We start from the raw sequence: 17267 nt of genomic DNA on the forward strand, positions 1-17267 counted from the left end.
AATCAACAGTAAAACTATTATCGTGGACGCTACACATACGAAAGCACGCTATAATCAAAAATCACCAAAAGAGTTTTTAATGGAGAAATCGAAAATTGTACGAAAAGCTGTGTATCAATTTGATGAATCGATGAAGGGGAAATTCCCACCTAAATCCACTTCTAACGAAATTGTAGATGAATTAACGTATTGCGAAGAAGTCATTTCAATAATTGAAAAAGAATCTAACCTAGTCAATTTTCCAGCGATCAAAGAAAAGTTAAATGTATTGAAAGAAGTCGTAGAAGACTATACAGAACAGCTCGATTACTCTGCTGATCCAGACGCACGGGTTGGTCATAAGACAGAAGACTCTTCTTTCTTCGGCTATAAAACGCATATCGCAATGAATGACGAACGATTAATCACAGCCGCAATCGTGACAACGGGTGAACAAAGTGATGGAAAATATCTACAAGACTTAATTGAAAAAAGCTTGGAAACAGGTATGGAAATTAAAACAGTACTTGGGGATACAGCTTATTCAGAAAAAGGGAATATTCGTTATGCAAAGGACAATCAACTTGAACTTATCTCCAAATTAAATCCGGTGATTACGCATGGTCATCGTACAAAGGAAGAAGAATTTGAGTTTAATAAAGATGCAGGTATGTATGTGTGTAAAGCTGGTCATATGGCATTTCGAAAAGAAAGTGATGGAAGACGGGGCAGACGAGAGAAAGGGAAGAATTCTAGAATAAAGTATTTTTTTGATATTGAAAAATGCAAGGTCTGTCCGTTTCAAAAAGGTTGTTATAAGGACGGTGCAAAAAGCAAGTCCTATTCCGTGACAATTAAATCGACTGAACATAAAGATCAAGAGGCGTTTCAAAATAGCGAAGAATTTAAAAAGAAGGCAAAAGCCCGCTATAAAATTGAGGCGAAGAATAGTGAATTGAAACATAGACACGGGTATGATGTAGCCACGTCCGCGGGTCTATTTGGCATGCAAATACAAGGAGCGATGGCTATATTTGCAGTTAATCTAAAAAGAATTAGGACATTGATGAGGGAATCGGAGTAAGAAATATGAAGGAAAAAGACGCTATTTTGTTCGAATCGAACAAAATAGCGTCTTTTTTAATTTACGTTCGCCAATGGGATATAAAAAACGCAAGTTTTTCAGTGCCCTCTTCAATTGAATAGGGGGTGTTTTGGTTTCTTATGAATTGTAAGTACCCAAATGACGCTTCGGGAACTTAAAACCAATAAAATCCACTTGTGGTAGTATTAAAGTGACTTTTTTAATAATATTAAATGGGGTGGAATTTTTGAAAAAATATTTTTACATAAGCATTTTATTAGGTTCATTGGTTTTATCAGGTTGTATTAATGATGAAGCTGATAACACAGAACCTACAGCAGAATCGTTGGTTACTGAACGTTCCAAAATAATTAACGAAGAGGATAATACTAAAATGACAGAAGAAGTAAAAGAAGTTGGAAAAAAGGAACCTGTTATCTTAGATGTCACGGATATGGAGAAAGTAGCACCAATAAGAGGTTTTTATCCTATTGCGATTGATTCAGAGATAACGTCACCTATAGGTCAAAGTGAATCTTATTTTACTCATTTGGGTGATAGTCCATTTAAAATAACCTTATCAAATATTGGTACTGAAAGTTTTTTATACAAAATTCAAAATCTAGATAAAGAAACAAATGTAGCAAGGGGTATTTTAAAAAGTAATGAAAGTTATGAGAAGATATTTGACGGATTCGCTGAAGGCGCTTATCTCATATCTTACCTAGTGGAAGAAGAAGGGTATCCTATGGATATAAAACTAAAGGTAAAGGTAAAGGTAGAGTTTCTTTACTAACTAATTTGGTTTTTAAGATGAAAATACAAAATTTTGTTCAACTAACTGTAGCATTAGTGAAACAAGGTTTTATAAAGTATACATAACTAAACCTAATAACGTTCCCAAACGCAAGCTTGGTAACATTTCAAACAGCGACAAACACTGATTTAACAGTGTTTGTCGCTGTTTTTATTAGAAAATAACGCTCTGAGACGCTGCGAAAAATAATTTTAAAGAAGACTGTTCGATCCAATTGTTCTGAATGGCTGTAACATATAAATAGACTCTCAATGAAATGTTACCAAAGGACGCTTTGGGAATGTTTATAAAGGGATTTAAGAGTGTTTTATTGAAAAGTATAGTTAGTAACAACCAAAATATTGAAAGTTAATATTTATAGAGGGAGTAAATATGAATAATATTAATGAATTAGAAGAAAGAATTAAGTATATTGAGAAAAAAGTTAATCACATTGATCGGCTTGATAGAACAGCCTATGAATTACAGCAAAAGTTAAATAAAACAACAGAATTATTAATTAGAATTATTGAGATGAACGAACAGATTGATAAAAATGATTTAGATTATCTACTTCTAAAATTAAGTGTAGATCCTATGAAATACCATGAAATCCCTTTATTAATCACTAAAACAGGAAGTACGTATAAATATACTGGCAAATATCCAAACTTCTACGAATTCCACCAAAACCTAACGGATACACTTTCTCTAACCGAAGAAGATAAAAAAGACTTTTCAATTGAAGTAACGGAAAACCTGTTAAAAAAATTTATGAAAATTGAAGTTGAAGGTAACTTTCTACTCTTACCAGTATGTGAAAAAATTCTTTTAACAAAATGATTTGGATTGTGGAGATTTCGACTCATTTACAGAATATACAAAAGAAGAGGTTTAGTTAGATTGTGAAACATTGCACTTAAACTAACGGGGGCTTTACTTCAAGAAGGGGTAAAGCCTTTTTTCTTATTGAACTAAAGGAGCAGGTTAGTTTAATAAGGACGATTCCAAGTTTGTATAGAACTAAGATGTTTAAGGTGCTAGATTATTAAAATCAACTGGAAAGTGCGTTTAAAACACAAGCTGTAAAGACAAGGACCAAGATGACTTAATTGTCATCTTGGTCCTATGCTACGTTATACTGAATTAACAATACGATCGCAAAACGTATAATAAAAGAGTCTCTAAATTATCTAACTAGCAGGGAAGACATATATCACCATTTAGTGTGTAGAGGAGTAGGCCCTGCATGCGATGGGAAGAGCGGTAGTACTTCCTCTGCCAACTCTTGAATCACATCAGCAGGTGGTCGGCTCGAAAACTGAATTCCGAGCGCTGCGTGGTTGACACCAACTGCCTCCCATTCTTTCAAAAGTTCAATCAAACCCTTTCGGCCTGTCCGTAAAATATATCCGCCACGGATCGGTGTTCTTGGATAATCGGGATCTTCCACAAGATCAATCCATTCATTAGTCATGTGCGGCTTGAATAATCCGTCTGGTATTTTTTTACGCCAGGAGTCTATTTTTTCCGAGAGCCTCTGGGGACCAGATGCATCTGCTGTTGCTCCAGGATAAGTGAGCCAACCATCGCTATTTTCCGCGATCCAGCCAACCGATTGTTGGCTGGATCCTGTAACAATAAGTGGAATATCACCGGTTGCAGGTTTAGGAAGCATTTCTACCCCCTTAACTTGCCCAAGCGACGATTGAATTGAAGGTCGCTGATGTCGAATGAGATTGCGGAAAAATTCAACTGTCTCCCGAAACCGCACATCACGGTGGTTAGCATCGATTCCGTAAGCCGGAAATTCTATTGATCGGTCACCTGAAGCAATTCCAAGAATAAGACGCCCACCGGACAGCACATCGATAGATGATGCTGATTTTGCCAAGTCCATGGGATGGCGTAGCGTGAAAATTGCACTTCCTGTTGCTAAGGATACATTCTTTGTCCTCGCAGCAAGATATGCTAAATAGACAAATGGATCGAAGACCTGTCCAGCATCCCCAAAATTAGGATCGAACAGGGGTACATCCCGTACCCAAATTGATGCAAAGTTCAGTTGATCGATCATTTCCACGATATCAGCTTGACCTTTTAAGTCATCCATCTGACCTGTATAGAACTTAATCGGCAGGAAAATACCGATTGTGAGTTTATTTGGGGCGAACATCCGGCGATAGCCTGGGTGTTCGTTGAACTTTCCTAATGTTAAAGTTGATTGCTGTCTCTCATGATGAGATTCTTTATTCTTTGATTTTGTTTCCAATTCATTCTCCTCCTAAACATTGGGTAAACCAATCATCAGATACAGGCACGCTGTTCCTTTACCATACGAGAGTTAACTACAGTCGTATATTTCTCTGGTAATGATATAATTGTAATAATCAACTGGAACTGTGAGTAGTGACAAATCTAAATGTAATTATGGGGTCAGTTTAGAGAGTAAAAGGAGGCTATCATGATCGAAATTACGTTATTACTAAAGGAAAAGTCTGAAGAGCCGTTATATTTCCAATTATATCAGCACATCAAAAAAGATATTATAAGAGGCAAACTGTCAGCTAAGACACGATTGCCTTCTATCCGTGCGCTTTCATCACATCTCCATATTAGCCGCAATACAGTAGAATCGGCCTATCACAGATTGATAGACGAAGGATATGTTCAAAGTAGACCAAGGAGTGGTTTATATGTAGTCGAATTGGAGTTGGACAAGTTACCTACGCTGTATTCAAATAGAAAAAAGCCTGTTAAATTAATCGAACTGGACATTGCTCCAATTCAATATGATTTTAGATATGGTGATGTGGATATTGCACACTTTCCGATTGCTACTTGGCGCAAGTTATCTAATCTAAGCTTACAACCCGAACAAGTGGAGTTGTTCTCTTATGGGAATCCTCAAGGGGAACAAGGTCTTCGTGTAGAAATTGCTAAATATCTGTATGATTCCAGGGGGGTAAACTGCTCACCTGATCAAGTTATTATAGGAGCAGGCATTCAGTATCTGCTTAGCATGTTATCTAGTTTAATGGGAAGTAATAACAACAACATTGCGATTGAGGAACCAGGCTACGATGGAGTTCGTACGATTTTTCGAAATAATGGATTCAGTATCAATCCTATACTTTTAGATAAGGATGGTCTTAACATTGACAAGTTATATGAGAGCAAATCTAGGATTGTCTATATTACCCCATCTCACCAGTTTCCATACGGAATGGTCATGCCAATCGCCAAAAGAATACAATTACTTAAATGGGCGCAAGACCTAGATGGCATTATCATTGAAGATGATTATGATAGCGAGTTTAGATATGTCGGGAAACCAATTCCTTCTCTCCAGAGTCTAGATGCAAATCAACGTACTGTCTATCTTGGAACATTCTCCAAATGTCTTCTGCCCTCTCTGCGCATCGCTTATATGATACTGCCTCCAGACTTAATGGCACTTTATAATAAGCAAGATTATAGATTGTATGATCAAACAGTATCATGGTTTCATCAGAAGACGCTAGAACTGTTTATGAGTAAAGGGCATTGGGAAGCTCACATTCGTAAAATGCGGAATGTATATCATAAAAAACAATCCAATCTGATTGAGACGATTCGGGAGTTAATGGGTGAAAAGGTTACGGTAATAGGAGAGAATGCTGGGCTGCATATTTTATTGCGTGTACATAACGGTATGGATGAAAAGGAGTTAATTAGAGCGGCAGCTCAAAAAGGAGTAAAGGTTTATCCTGTATCCCTCTATTGGGAGAATCAAACCCAGGCTGAGGCGTCAATGGTGCAAATCGGTTTTGGCGGATTAAGCAATGAAGATATCGTTTTGGGGATTCATTCTCTTTTCCGAGCTTGGTTTTAACCAGTCAATACTAGCCATCTTGGTAGATAAAAAACCAAATAAAGTATGCAAAGTAAAAAGGGCATTTAGAGCAAATTGATAATTTATAAAACGAATGGTTGAAAATTAGAAATACAATTTTTGCATTAGAAGATTAAACCGTACTTCGACCAAAATGTGCAATAGAAAAAAAGGACTTCTTCAACTAACGGGGGCTTTAGTTGAATAAGGATTGCTGATGTAGCCTTTTAATTAAGATTGATAATTTACAACAAAGTTCGATAATATATAATAAAGATTGATTACAATCATCTCCCCTCTAGAAATTTTTTAGTTGGGAGATGATTTTTTGAATTATGCTATTACAAGATATTGAGTTATTGGGAGTTAGAAGATGAAAAATAAAAAAAAAGAAAAGCAGGATGGTTTTTTTAAAGAAATTCTAAGTCAGCTTGGGGGCTATATCTTAATAGAAATCGTTTGGAACATTATTTGGAACATCATACTATTCATTCCAAGAATGGTAATTCGCCTAATAAAGAGTATTTGGTGAAGAGTTAGTGAAAATAGCGCTACCGGGGGCTTTAGTGAAAGTCCGTTGAGCTGCTTAAGCGTCTTTTTTTCTTCTTCAACTAACGAAGCAGTTTAGTTGATCAAGAATGAAACGAAATAGATGTCTAAACGAATAATTAGGTAGAGGGGGCATAATTTTGAAGTACTTTCTACTTGGAATAGGTTTATCACTAATCGGAATTTTAATATCAATATTTCTTTGGGGAATTGATAAAGCATATTTAGTTACAGGAAGTATAGGTTTCATCTTTATCGGTATATCGATGGTAATGTCAGGTTCAATTGCTAGTGGAGACAGAATGAGGGCAAATTTCGCTAATGAATCAGCAGAAGACAGAAAGGAAAGAACCAGAATAACATTAACCTCGATGCTTCTCGGTTTACCCAGCGTTTTAACAGCCGTTTTACTTTATTATTTAATTACCTAAAATTTGAGGTTTTCGATTATGCTTTTCAAATAGGGAGAACTTTTCGTTATTAAGCTACCGGGGGCTTTTCTTGAAAATCATTGAGTTGCTTTTGCAGCTCTTTTTTTCCTTAATGAACTAACGCAGCAGGTTAGTTGAATAAGACAAAAACAATTCTGATTTATAACAGTCTTACAAGAGAATAAAAAGGAGATGTGTTTATGAAACCATTTATGTTACATCATAAATTTGCTTGGCTGCCTACCAAATTACAGTACCGCAAAACCTATTCGATAGGATTTAAAGGTGTAGCACACGAAAGTTTTACCTTTAAGCTAACGAAGAATAGTACGCACGTTATTTTTAAAAATAACAGTAGGGAGATTGTTGTTAGTAAACGAGAACTGAAGAGTTATTTTAAAGATGGATGTTTAGAATTTTTAGCTGTTCAATATGAGTAATTTTAAATATAGGGTATTCCACTAATTACTAGTAATAAACAAAAAAAATCATACTTAAACTAACGGGGGCTTTAGTTTAACAAGTCCATCATTTCGATGGTCTATTTTTACGTCCAAAACATTAATGATCTATTGTGAAATGTTCAACTTAATCTAACGATGTAGGTTAGCTTTACAAGTTTTAAATTCAATGGTTTAAAGTTATAGAGCATTTCTTTGAATGAGGAATGCTTTTTATTTTTCGCTTAAAATATAAATTATCAATAAAAATTTCTTATTTATTAACAAAAATTTATTGATATTCGATAAAATATGTATTAAAATCAAAATAAGATTAAATAAGTGAGGTGTTTTTTATGGAAAAAGTAACAACGTTGTTTTTAAAAATAGCTGTCATTCTTTTAGGAGTCCCAGTTCTTGCTCTGTGCATCTTTTTGGTACCGGAGATAGCGAATCTTGCAGAAGAATTGGTTCCAGAGTTTGCTTTTATAAAATATCTCGTTTTCATCGTTTTTGATGCATCGGCTATCCCATTTTACTTTGCTTTGTATCAGGCTTTCAAACTCTTACGCTATATTGACAAAAATGAAGCTTTCTCCGATTTATCTGTAAAAGCTTTAAAGAAAATCAAATACTGTGCCATCACTATCAGTACTTTGCATGTGCTAGTTTGGCCGCTCTACTATATCTTTGCGGAAGTAGACGACGCACCAGGAGTTATATTAGTCGGATTGGTTGTTCCTTTTGCTTCGATGGTTATCGCAGTCTTTGCGGCTGTTCTCCAAAAACTTTTACAAGAAGCAATTACTATCAAATCTGAAAATGATTTAACGGTCTGAGGTGAATAACAATGGCAATTATAATCAATATTGATGTGATGTTAGCAAAAAGGAAAATGAGCGTAACAGAACTTACAGAGAAGGTTGGAATAACAATGGCGAACCTTTCTATATTGAAAAATGGAAAGGCAAAAGCGATTCGATTCTCCACTTTAGAGGCAATTTGTAAGGCTTTAGAATGTCAGCCTGGAGATATTTTAGAATACAAAAGTGACGAGGACAGTTAAACATTTTGGAGGAAACTTAATATAACAATTATTAAGGGAGGTATAACTATGGACATTAACAATTTGATTATTGAAAATATTGATAACCCTCATGAGCTGGAGAGAATGTATAGAAAAGACCCGAAAGCTTTTAAAAATTCATTCTCACACGCATGGGAACAAAATCCTGATTCTCAGGTTCTTCGTGTTTGGTATGAAAGATTGCATTGCGAGGATACGGCAAATACAGAAAAATCTTCTTTACTTCAAAAAGGATTCTTATTCATGGGCATTTTAGCCATTTTGGCCGGGGTAAGCACTAGGATCATTTTCCATTTTGTCGAACAGGAAGCAATTGCTCCAATTAACCTGGCTTTTGGTGTAATTCCTTTTATTACTGCTTATTTTGTTTACACTAATAGGCCGAAAAAAAGTGTTATTTATTCCATTGCAGCATTGTTCCTAATTTCCGGGATTTATCTTAATATGCTGCCATTTAATTATAAAGACAGTATTATTCTTGCTTATTTACACCTTCCCATTTTCTTATGGGTATTGGTAGGGCTTGCATTTGCAGGGAATGACTATTCAAAGGGCAGTACAAGATTAGCCTATATTAAATTTAATTTGGAATATGGTATTCTCTACGCCAGCATGGCAGTTAGCGGAATGGTACTCGCAGCATTAACTATGCAGTTATTTAGCTTTGTTGGCCTGGATATAGAAGAATTCTATTTTAGTAATGTCGTTTTATTTGGTGCTGCCGCCCTCGCTATTGTGGCTGCCTACCTGGTATCAATGAACCTTAAACTTGCTAAAAATATTACACCATATATAGCTAAAATTTTTAGTCCTCTTGTTCTAATCACATTGTTGGTCTATCTTATAACGGTTATATGGGTCGGTAAAAATCCATTCTTGGACCGCAATTTCTTGATAGCCTTCAACGGAATACTCCTTGGTGTATTGGCCGTAACCATATTTTCCATTACCGAAAGCGACTCAGACAAGAAAAAGAACATTTCAGATTATATAAATTTTGCCTTAATTGTTCTTGCGCTTATCATTGACAGTGTGGCTTTGTCAGCCATCGTGTTCAGACTTTCTTCTTATGGAATTACGCCTAATAGACTTGCTGTTTTAGGAGTAAACATACTAATCTGGGCAAATCTCATTTGGATTATGCTTTCCTATAAGCGTTTTCTACAAAACAAATCCGGACCTTCAACGATCCAAGATGCAGTTACTAAGTATTTGCCGGTCTACGGGCTTTGGGCAGCGTTCGTAATATTTACTTTTCCCATAATTTATTAATACGAAAGGTATTGTAAACGTAATGAGGAGCTAATCGTATATAACATATAAAAACCTTAGAGCTGATAGTATGCAACTTTTTATACAGAGTTGCATACTATCGGTTTATTTTCATTACTAAAGTTAAAAAGAAGTATTCAAAATAGAAGACATATTTTATTGTTGTAACGGGATTTCTTTAAAAAATGTCCAGTTTCATGTGCCAAAAGAATACGAAATGTATAGATTTTAGAAATTATTAATGGGATTGTTTTTGGCTTTCACATTAAAGGGGTGCATCGGGAGATAAGATGATTACTCTCCACGCGATGTTACAATTTTTACTGTATCAGCAAGCACGAATGAGCAATCACTCACAATTTCATAAATAGGTCAGATTCAAACGTTATCCTTTTTTATTCCAATTGGCAAGTAATAGGATAAATTGTTCGTAATCATCCCACCAATACGTAAACCAATACCACCTGGCTTTCCGCTAATTAAAAAGCTGCCAACCAACATTTCTCCTATTTGTTTGCCTTTTTCACTATGGAATGTTGTTTTTGGTTGTTCGATATATTGTTGATACACCTTTGTATACTGCTGATACGATTTTTGTACATCTTCCTTTAGCAAATGTCCATCTGCTTCATAAATCTCAATTGTATCGCCTTCACGACCGAATACAGGTTTTTTTACATAGCGCAGCCCTTTTTTGATAAACGGGTGTTCTTCTAAATAGGTCGGTAACAAATATTCGGCAATCCACTCATGCTCTTCCGCTGTAAAAAATGCATTTCCTTCCTCGTGTAAGCCCCAAATGACAGCCTGTACCGCTTTATTTTGTAGTAAAAAAGCAGAGGGTGGGTTAATAATCGTTAATAAATTTTGTTCAACGAGCTCTAATAGCCATAAGCCGATTTTATTTTGTGCTTCGTCTTCGTCTTGAATTAAATTTTCAATCGGGAAAGTTTGACGATACAGGACATCAATTTTCTTCCCATCCTCATCAAACAGCCCGACACCTCTTTGGATATGTAATTGATGTAACGGAGTAAATTTTGCTCCAGGTACAAATTGCATTAAGTAAAGCGATGTATAGTAGTCTTCTATATTTTGTTCATGCGCAGTAAAGACGATATGTGTTTTTTGAGAAAATTTACTATGTGTAATGCTTTCTTGAACCAGATCTTTTAAAACTTGCTCCGCTTTAGCATTCGGATTTTCCATTGCGAACGCATGGCAAATACGTTCGTTGACAAAAAATAATTCCTTAATAAACGTCGGTGTATCTGCATTCATTTCAATACATTTATAGCTGCCGTTATGTGGAATAAAGTCAAAGCGCGCAATGACACTTTCAGTCTCTAACGTTTTTAAACGAAGAAAACGGAGCGTTTCTTCTGGATAACCCATTTCAAGTAATGTCTCATTCGATACATTGCGTAATAATTGGGCTGTTTTAAAAAAAACTTTGCCTGTGCGTTCTGTCGCCAATCGGATTTTTTGAACTTCTTCCTCTGTTATTTCATATATATCATAGAGTGCATATTCTTCGCCGTATAAATCTGCCCAAAATTGTTCTATTTGCGCATAAAACTGTTGGCGCTCGCTTTTATACATGAAAATATTCAGCTCACTTTCAAATCAGTTACATAAATTACATAAACGCCACGGTCCTCATCAATTTCAGTAGAAGTAACAAGCATTTGTCCAATTTCAGGAATATCTACAACATTCTTTAATAAATAACGGATAACTTCAATATGCGTCTCACAAGGAATACGTAAGAGCAATCGATAATTTTCACGTTCATTTGGGCTTCTAAATTCGATATGAATGCCTTGTTCACGAAAGTTTCGCTCGTCCTCACCGGATAAATTACGCCCGATCTCTTTTAGTACGAGCACTTCCATATTCCCATCCATCTCATTCGATATTAGCTCATATTGTGTACCTCGCACGATAAAATAGGTACAAAGTTGTCGCGCATAAAATTCATCTAAACCAACATTGGTTTCCATATATTCATAAAACGGCTCAAAATGTCCATTTCCTTTATCGATATAATAAATTAACTGCTTCAGAGCTACTCCCTCCTCGAACTAATAAGATAAACATTTCGCAACTATCCATCCAACTGCTAATGACAGCGATAATAAAATCGTTCCGACTGCACGATTGTCTTCTTCAATTGCTTTTTGAATGCTAAAACGAATTGTTATTAATTCTGCTATGAAAAATACAACGACTTGCGCTACAATTCCAATTGCACCCCAAATGGCCATATCTACTAATGAAATCGAATACTCGGCAGCAGCGCCTAATACGATCGCTAGACCCATTACTTTACCACCTAATAGCATAGCAGCTGATACATTTTTTTGTGCGATTAATTGGAACTCTTTAATTTTTGGTGTACTTAACGTAAATAGCAACATACCGATTACTAATAAACTAATTGATACACCTAGATATGATAAAAAATTTAAATACACATTCATGTTTTTCCGCCTCTCTTATCCACCAAAACTTTTTGAGCCACTGCCAAACCCTGAGCTGGATTGACCTGTTTTAAAGCTGGTACTACTTTTATAATTTTTGTAGTCACTGCTACTCTGTAATTTTGACTTGGTGTTATAATATTTTCCCCCGTAATAGTAGGCTCCGTAATGCCCTGAACGACTTTCATCACATTGCCATACGCCATCTTCCTCTGACCAATCCCAATCGTTACAGCTTACATCTGTTGGCTGTGGTGGTAAGCTATTTGCTGTTGAGTTACAGCCAGCTAAGCTAAACGTTAATGCTGTTGCTGATATACCAACCATCAATTTCTTCGTTTTCTCCATTTCTATAATCCTCCATTTCCTTTCCTACTTTAATGTACGATAAAACAGAAGTAAAGATTCAAAAAATTTAATATCGAATACGCTATTGGAAATAAAACGCCATTCTTAAACTCCGACTTTACTTCAATAAAGAAAACGAGCTGCCAAATTGTTTGTTCTGCAGCTCTAAGCTTGCGATGCGGTGGAAACCTACAACAAAACACCGCAAACTAAGAGCTGAATTTTTGCCAAATCCCTCAACTACATGAATTAATGATATTCAACTCATACTAACCTATATAATTGATTTGAAAGTGAGGTCATGAAACGAAAAATAGTAATCGTGCTTATTATCTTTATTGTCATCTGTATTGGTCCTGTATTAGCAATTTCTATATCTCCAATAAAAGAGGTGGAAGAGATCACAATAAATTCAACAAAGAAACCCATTATACTAATAATTGTAGATTCATTAATGAGTGAACCATTACAAAAAGCAGTAAAAGAAGGAAAAGCACCAGCCTTTGCATTTTTGATAAACAATGGACATCTTAATGAGGAAATGATTAGCTCTTACCCGACGATGTCTGTCACCATTGATAGTACGTTACTAACCGGTACGTATCCAGATCAACATAAAGTTCCAGGATTGATTTGGTTTAAAGAAGATGAATATCGAATGATTAGTTATGGAAGTGGGATCAGTGAAATATGGAATAATGGGGTGAGAAATGTTGCGCTGGACAGTGTTGTACATTTTAATAAAAACCATTTAAGTAAAGAGGTTCAAACTATTCATGAAGAGCTAGCGCATCGTCAACTTTCATCTGCTTCGATTAATGGCCTTTTATACCGTGGAAGTTTTGAACATCAACTAAAAGTCCCAAAACTTGTTTCAATGGCCAATCTTTTGCCAAAAGAAATTGAAATAAATGGACCAACACTGTTTTCACTTGGTACGTTATCCAAATATAGTCCAGAGAATAATCGTTATAAATTTATATGGAACCGAATGGGGGTCAATAATAAATTCACTCAAAATGAGTTGAAATACTTAATCGAACAAAATAAGTTGCCTTCCTTTACACTGGTCTATTTACCAGATGCGGATGCTTCCGTACACTTACATGGCCCGGAAGATTTAAAGGGTATTGAAAAAACAGATCAGGCGCTTCAAAACATATTAAATAGCTTTTCGTCTTGGGAAGAATCAATTCAAGAGGTTACCTTGATTGTACTAGGAGATAGCGGCCAATCACTCGTAAATAAAGATAAAGAAACTTCTTTAATTGATTTAAATAATTCATTGAAGAGTTATACGTTTTGGAAAAGAAAAAAAAAGAATGCCCAACTGGCTATCGCGATTAATGAGCGAATGGCATACATTTACGTCAACGATCCAAACGTTGAATTATCTGAAATTGTGAACACTTTAAAAGAGGACGAGCGTATTGGTTTTATCGCATGGAAAGATGAACATACAAACTACGTTGTAAGCCCACTAAGTGATGAGGGATTAACATTTTCACCATATGGTACGTATGTTGATGATTATGAACAATCGTGGCGAATTGCTGGGAATGAAGCAGTCTTAGATTTGAAGGTAACTACTGGAAGACGCATTCAGTATCGAGATTATCCAGATGCCCTTGCAAGGCTACACGGAGCGCTTCATTCACATGAAGGGCGTGTCATTATCGTGGATGCCAAGCCCGCTTATGAGTTTATAGAAGCGCATAGTTACGACCATGCGGGTGGCGGAGCGCATGGTTCTCTTCATAAAGTAGATTCCATTGTTCCGATAATTATTACTGGAACGAATGAATTCCCTGAATTTAATCGACTTGTTGATGTGAAAAAGTGGCTTCTTCAACTATTGGGCGGTTCATAATTATGAACTGCTCAATTTTAATTATGTGGAATTATTAATTAAAAGGTGTATTATCGGAAGAGTAACCTACCTTAGACTAAAATTGAAGTAATAAATAGTACAGATTAAATTAAATCGCCATTAGAAGTTTAAAGTTAAGTTGTTTTGTTTACATTCGTCAATTTATGAAAGGTTAAAAGAATATGACTTGTCTGAGATAGGTAGAATATTTGAACAAAAAGGTTCAGAAGAAGGGTTGTCTATAACATTTCCCGATATTTAGTTCAAGCAATTGTTAAATTCTTTACCAACATACCTTCGTTAATAAGGAGTTAATATATTTTATTTTAGGGTTCACTTTATTAACAAAGTGAATCCTTTATTTGTATAGGAAAACTTGCAAGTTATCATTTTGATCGATTGTCGCTAATATGACATCTTTAATGTCAACGTTATATGTTGATGTAAGATTATTTTTTAGCCAATCCATAGAAAACTTAGATTTGTTTAACTCATGGTAATCAATTTTACCTTCTTTAATGAGTACAGAAGGGAGAGAAAAAGGCTCAGGTACTATTTTTATATCTGCCCGCGTTGGAGTTTGGTGTTGTGGATAAAGAAAACTTGAAATAGATCCGTCTGGTTCCCATAATGCGAGAGCGATTTTTTGAATATCTTCCATTTTTTCTTTTCTTAACTCTGATAAAAGAAAATCAACAGAAATTCTTGCCTTTCGTAAGTTTGCGGAAACAATTTGCCCATTTTTAATAAGTGGTATCGGAGGTGGGTCTATAAAATGTCGAAACGGTATCCATTTCAAACTCAAAAATACTCCGAGCATATATAAAATAATTAAAACCGACATAGTAATCATTGAACCCTTTAAACCTAATCCTTCATCAGACAAGGGATGCGCGATGATATTACCAAGAGTTATAGCCATAGCAAAATCGAGTAATCCCAACTGAGCAATAGAACGCTGTCCCATAATTTTTGTCGCGATGAGTAAAAATAAAAAAGTAATGATCGCTCTCAGAATCCATTGAATTTCTGTAAGTGATTCCTGACCATAAAAGAAATCCACAATGATACATCCCTTCCCATTAAATCTATATTTATTAACTCCTATAACATCATTATTATGTGTTTTTCTCAAAAGGCTATTCGCGGCAAAAAAATTTGTGAAGAAGCTATCGTAGATTTTTTATGGTAACCCTAAAACCTATGAATATTGGGGTGAAATGGATAGAAAATACAAAACAGCTAAGAGGCTATTTCCTACTTAATCTTCTATAATAATTGAATTTACATTAGCTATTCAAGAAGGCTTTTAAACACATTAAGAATCAATAATTATTTCAAAACTACAGTTGGTTAAGAAGTTTCTGATTTTATACTTTTAGTTATGAATGCAGTTGTTATTAAGAAATCCATGAAGCAAATAAAACTAAAAGGAATTTTAATTATTCGTTCGATAGAACATAAAGGTTTAATGAGTGTATGAAGGATCTACTTAAATATTTTGTTTAAGTAGTTACTGGAATCAGCTTTCGCGATTTGATAAGCTTACGATAATAGCAAACCATCACGATTGAACTACAGAGTTTAACGCGTTTTCAAAAGGGGGATTTACATGACAGCTTCAACTTTAGCACAGTGGATGTTGCAGTCCAATTCAACGCTCATATTAACGGGAGCGGGGATGTCTACTGAATCGGGGATTCCTGATTTCCGCTCGCGCAAAGGCTGGTGGAAAAATACCGATCCGCGAACGGTTGCAACGGTAGAAAGCTTGCAGCAAAATTACGAGCTGTTTCGTGAATTTTATCAAATGCGGATACAAAGCTTAATGGACTTTGAACCACATCGCGGACATGAAATTTTAGCAAATTGGGAAGCGCGGGGGCACCTATCACTCATTGCGACTCAAAATGTGGATCGTTTTCATCAGCAAGCAGGGAATCATGCAGTAGCGGAACTGCATGGCAATATTGTCACGATTCGTTGTCAGTCTTGTGGGAAACCACTGCCACTCGGGCACTTTGTAGATAATGCTGTGTGTACATATTGCAAAGGCAAGCTTCGTCCAAACGTCGTGCTTTTTGGTGAAACATTGCCACAAGAGGCATGGAATCGTTCGTTAAAGGAAATCCAAGGTGCGGATTTAGTCATTGTCATTGGGACGAGTTTGGAAGTGTACCCGGTCAATCAATTACCGGCGATGTGTAAAGGGAGACTCGTGTATATCAATCTTGATGTAGCTGGCAATAGCAGAAATTTTGATTTAGTCATTCAAGGAACCGCTGGAGAAGTACTTGCCGAGGTAGACAAGTATTTACAGGAACCTATTGTTGAATAGTGCTTATTAACTTTTCAGCAGCGTAAATTTTGTAAATCGTATTTGTATCGTTCACATTCATAATGGTCGCCGTATTATCCTGGTTTATCCACAAGTAATAGTTGTTTTCACCTAACTCTAATTGATAATGTGGGTCGGCTATGTCAGGTTTACCAGCCATTTTTTTCGCGGAATTTATCGCATTTGTAATAATTAAAATATCCTCTTCATTTGAAATTACTTGAAGGGTATTTGGCTTTTGTTCAGAAAAGCGAATCATTTCATGAATTTCAATTGGTTGAAGATTAATTGTTAAGAGTTCAATACTTTTACAAGTAGCTAGGTTGAATGAACAATGTATTGCTATGAAAAGAATTATGAATTTCAATTTTTCACCTCGTATGAGATTAGACGCGGGAAGAGCTGTGAGGTTACATTTTATTAAAATTGCCAAAGGAATTGTCGGAGCAGCTACAGCAAGAGATGCGAGCGGAAATACGAAAGGACGACGAAATCATGTTGGAGTCATTTAAAGGGAATTTACCACCAACACTTGCGGGTATTTTAGAGATGGAGCGAAAAGAAGGAATTGATTTGGGAATTGAGCGTGGTATTAAGCAAGTAGCAAAAAAAATAATGGCTAAAAGGAAAAGCAATGAAGATATTATGGATGCTACGGATTTAACTTTTGAAGAAATAGAAGCGTTAAGAACATCCGATTGAAAACATATCACATC

General features: G+C 35.6%; 20 protein-coding genes. 13 read left to right on the forward strand and 7 right to left on the reverse strand.

The window, feature by feature from the left end; translation table 11 throughout:
- The 3 genes from ACQKIH_RS06740 to ACQKIH_RS06750 form a co-directional block, all read left to right on the forward strand.
- Window positions 1–1063: transposase (locus ACQKIH_RS06740; RefSeq protein ID WP_427764336.1), on the forward strand; the 1063-nt coding region annotated here is incomplete at its 5' end.
- A gap of 247 nt (window positions 1064–1310) precedes the next feature.
- Window positions 1311–1859 carry a hypothetical protein gene (locus tag ACQKIH_RS06745; RefSeq protein ID WP_427764339.1) on the forward strand — a complete coding sequence of 183 codons (549 nt, stop codon included), beginning with the start codon at window positions 1311–1313 and terminating at the stop codon, window positions 1857–1859.
- Window positions 1860–2252: 393 nt separating this feature from the next.
- A complete protein-coding gene (locus ACQKIH_RS06750) occupies window positions 2253–2702 on the forward strand; it encodes a hypothetical protein (protein WP_427764342.1) in 450 nt (149 codons plus the stop codon).
- 373 nt (window positions 2703–3075) lie between these two features.
- Here the strand turns inward: ACQKIH_RS06750 and ACQKIH_RS06755 are convergent, their stop codons facing one another.
- The gene (locus ACQKIH_RS06755) at window positions 3076–4131 is read right to left on the reverse strand and encodes an LLM class oxidoreductase (protein WP_236706969.1); all 1056 of its coding nucleotides are present in this window, start codon (window positions 4129–4131) and stop codon (window positions 3076–3078) included.
- Between the two features lie 192 nt (window positions 4132–4323).
- Here ACQKIH_RS06755 and pdxR point away from each other — a divergent pair, with 192 nt between their 5' ends.
- From pdxR to ACQKIH_RS06790, 7 genes are all read left to right on the forward strand, one after another.
- On the forward strand, window positions 4324–5733 hold the full coding sequence (gene pdxR, locus ACQKIH_RS06760; RefSeq protein WP_427764344.1) for a MocR-like pyridoxine biosynthesis transcription factor PdxR: 1410 nt from the start codon (window positions 4324–4326) through the stop codon (window positions 5731–5733).
- Between the two features lie 373 nt (window positions 5734–6106).
- Window positions 6107–6265: a hypothetical protein gene (locus ACQKIH_RS06765; protein WP_427764346.1), complete on the forward strand. Its 159-nt coding sequence runs from the start codon at window positions 6107–6109 to the stop codon at window positions 6263–6265.
- A gap of 157 nt (window positions 6266–6422) precedes the next feature.
- Window positions 6423–6713: a DUF5316 domain-containing protein gene (locus ACQKIH_RS06770; protein ID WP_427764348.1), complete on the forward strand. Its 291-nt coding sequence runs from the start codon at window positions 6423–6425 to the stop codon at window positions 6711–6713.
- Between the two features lie 200 nt (window positions 6714–6913).
- Window positions 6914–7153, forward strand: coding sequence for a hypothetical protein (locus tag ACQKIH_RS06775; RefSeq protein WP_427764350.1), 240 nt, complete (start codon window positions 6914–6916; stop codon window positions 7151–7153).
- 356 nt (window positions 7154–7509) lie between these two features.
- Entirely contained in the window at window positions 7510–7992 is a 483-nt protein-coding gene (locus tag ACQKIH_RS06780) for a DUF2975 domain-containing protein (protein ID WP_057989681.1), read from the forward strand.
- A gap of 11 nt (window positions 7993–8003) precedes the next feature.
- Window positions 8004–8219 (forward strand): helix-turn-helix domain-containing protein, encoded by a 216-nt coding sequence (locus tag ACQKIH_RS06785; RefSeq protein WP_057989683.1) that lies wholly within the window; start codon window positions 8004–8006, stop codon window positions 8217–8219.
- A 48-nt stretch (window positions 8220–8267) separates the two neighbouring features.
- Complete coding sequence (locus ACQKIH_RS06790) at window positions 8268–9512, forward strand: DUF4153 domain-containing protein (protein ID WP_427764354.1); 1245 nt, start codon at window positions 8268–8270, stop codon at window positions 9510–9512.
- Between the two features lie 378 nt (window positions 9513–9890).
- Here ACQKIH_RS06790 and ACQKIH_RS06795 read toward each other — a convergent pair whose 3' ends face one another.
- The 4 genes from ACQKIH_RS06795 to ACQKIH_RS06810 form a co-directional block, all read right to left on the reverse strand.
- Window positions 9891–11114, reverse strand: coding sequence for a glutathionylspermidine synthase family protein (locus ACQKIH_RS06795; protein WP_427764357.1), 1224 nt, complete (start codon window positions 11112–11114; stop codon window positions 9891–9893).
- A gap of 8 nt (window positions 11115–11122) precedes the next feature.
- Window positions 11123–11515, reverse strand: coding sequence for an RNA helicase (locus ACQKIH_RS06800; protein WP_427764360.1), 393 nt, complete (start codon window positions 11513–11515; stop codon window positions 11123–11125).
- An 81-nt stretch (window positions 11516–11596) separates the two neighbouring features.
- A complete protein-coding gene (locus ACQKIH_RS06805) occupies window positions 11597–11995 on the reverse strand; it encodes a DUF350 domain-containing protein (protein WP_427764363.1) in 399 nt (132 codons plus the stop codon).
- A gap of 15 nt (window positions 11996–12010) precedes the next feature.
- The gene (locus ACQKIH_RS06810; protein WP_427764365.1) at window positions 12011–12343 is read right to left on the reverse strand and encodes an aminotransferase yhxA; all 333 of its coding nucleotides are present in this window, start codon (window positions 12341–12343) and stop codon (window positions 12011–12013) included.
- 301 nt (window positions 12344–12644) lie between these two features.
- On the opposite strand from ACQKIH_RS06810, the gene ACQKIH_RS06815 reads away from it, so the two are divergent.
- Complete coding sequence (locus tag ACQKIH_RS06815) at window positions 12645–14213, forward strand: alkaline phosphatase family protein (RefSeq protein WP_427764367.1); 1569 nt, start codon at window positions 12645–12647, stop codon at window positions 14211–14213.
- Between the two features lie 358 nt (window positions 14214–14571).
- On the opposite strand, the gene ACQKIH_RS06820 is transcribed toward ACQKIH_RS06815, so the two are convergent.
- Entirely contained in the window at window positions 14572–15276 is a 705-nt protein-coding gene (locus ACQKIH_RS06820) for a DUF421 domain-containing protein (protein WP_427764707.1), read from the reverse strand.
- Window positions 15277–15825: 549 nt separating this feature from the next.
- Here ACQKIH_RS06820 and ACQKIH_RS06825 point away from each other — a divergent pair.
- Window positions 15826–16551 (forward strand): SIR2 family NAD-dependent protein deacylase, encoded by a 726-nt coding sequence (locus tag ACQKIH_RS06825; protein ID WP_427764369.1) that lies wholly within the window; start codon window positions 15826–15828, stop codon window positions 16549–16551.
- On the opposite strand, the gene ACQKIH_RS06830 is transcribed toward ACQKIH_RS06825, so the two are convergent.
- The gene (locus ACQKIH_RS06830; RefSeq protein WP_427764371.1) at window positions 16538–16918 is read right to left on the reverse strand and encodes a YhfM domain-containing protein; all 381 of its coding nucleotides are present in this window, start codon (window positions 16916–16918) and stop codon (window positions 16538–16540) included. The two genes, ACQKIH_RS06825 and ACQKIH_RS06830, sit on opposite strands and share 14 nt — an antisense overlap.
- A gap of 59 nt (window positions 16919–16977) precedes the next feature.
- On the opposite strand from ACQKIH_RS06830, the gene ACQKIH_RS06835 reads away from it, so the two are divergent.
- The gene (locus ACQKIH_RS06835) at window positions 16978–17253 is read left to right on the forward strand and encodes a hypothetical protein (RefSeq protein ID WP_427764374.1); all 276 of its coding nucleotides are present in this window, start codon (window positions 16978–16980) and stop codon (window positions 17251–17253) included.
- The last annotated feature ends 14 nt before the right edge of the window (window positions 17254–17267 follow it).

Source organism: Solibacillus cecembensis, assembly GCF_050272495.1.
Taxonomy (GTDB): Bacteria; Bacillota; Bacilli; order Bacillales_A; family Planococcaceae; genus Solibacillus; species Solibacillus cecembensis.

Bases quoted from the DNA above. Each gene is read 5' to 3' on its own strand.
- ACQKIH_RS06750 (WP_427764342.1), top strand. From the start codon at position 2,253: ATGAATAATATTAATGAATTAGAAGAAAGAATTAAGTATATTGAGAAA.
- pdxR (WP_427764344.1), top strand. From the start codon at position 4,324: ATGATCGAAATTACGTTATTACTAAAGGAAAAGTCTGAAGAGCCGTTA.
- ACQKIH_RS06765 (WP_427764346.1), top strand. From the start codon at position 6,107: ATGAAAAATAAAAAAAAAGAAAAGCAGGATGGTTTTTTTAAAGAAATT.
- ACQKIH_RS06775 (WP_427764350.1), top strand. From the start codon at position 6,914: ATGAAACCATTTATGTTACATCATAAATTTGCTTGGCTGCCTACCAAA.
- ACQKIH_RS06780 (WP_057989681.1), top strand. From the start codon at position 7,510: ATGGAAAAAGTAACAACGTTGTTTTTAAAAATAGCTGTCATTCTTTTA.
- ACQKIH_RS06785 (WP_057989683.1), top strand. From the start codon at position 8,004: ATGGCAATTATAATCAATATTGATGTGATGTTAGCAAAAAGGAAAATG.
- ACQKIH_RS06790 (WP_427764354.1), top strand. From the start codon at position 8,268: ATGGACATTAACAATTTGATTATTGAAAATATTGATAACCCTCATGAG.
- ACQKIH_RS06795 (WP_427764357.1), bottom strand. From the start codon at position 11,114: ATGTATAAAAGCGAGCGCCAACAGTTTTATGCGCAAATAGAACAATTT.
- ACQKIH_RS06800 (WP_427764360.1), bottom strand. From the start codon at position 11,515: ATGGAAACCAATGTTGGTTTAGATGAATTTTATGCGCGACAACTTTGT.
- ACQKIH_RS06805 (WP_427764363.1), bottom strand. From the start codon at position 11,995: ATGAATGTGTATTTAAATTTTTTATCATATCTAGGTGTATCAATTAGT.
- ACQKIH_RS06810 (WP_427764365.1), bottom strand. From the start codon at position 12,343: ATGGAGAAAACGAAGAAATTGATGGTTGGTATATCAGCAACAGCATTA.
- ACQKIH_RS06815 (WP_427764367.1), top strand. From the start codon at position 12,645: ATGAAACGAAAAATAGTAATCGTGCTTATTATCTTTATTGTCATCTGT.
- ACQKIH_RS06825 (WP_427764369.1), top strand. From the start codon at position 15,826: ATGACAGCTTCAACTTTAGCACAGTGGATGTTGCAGTCCAATTCAACG.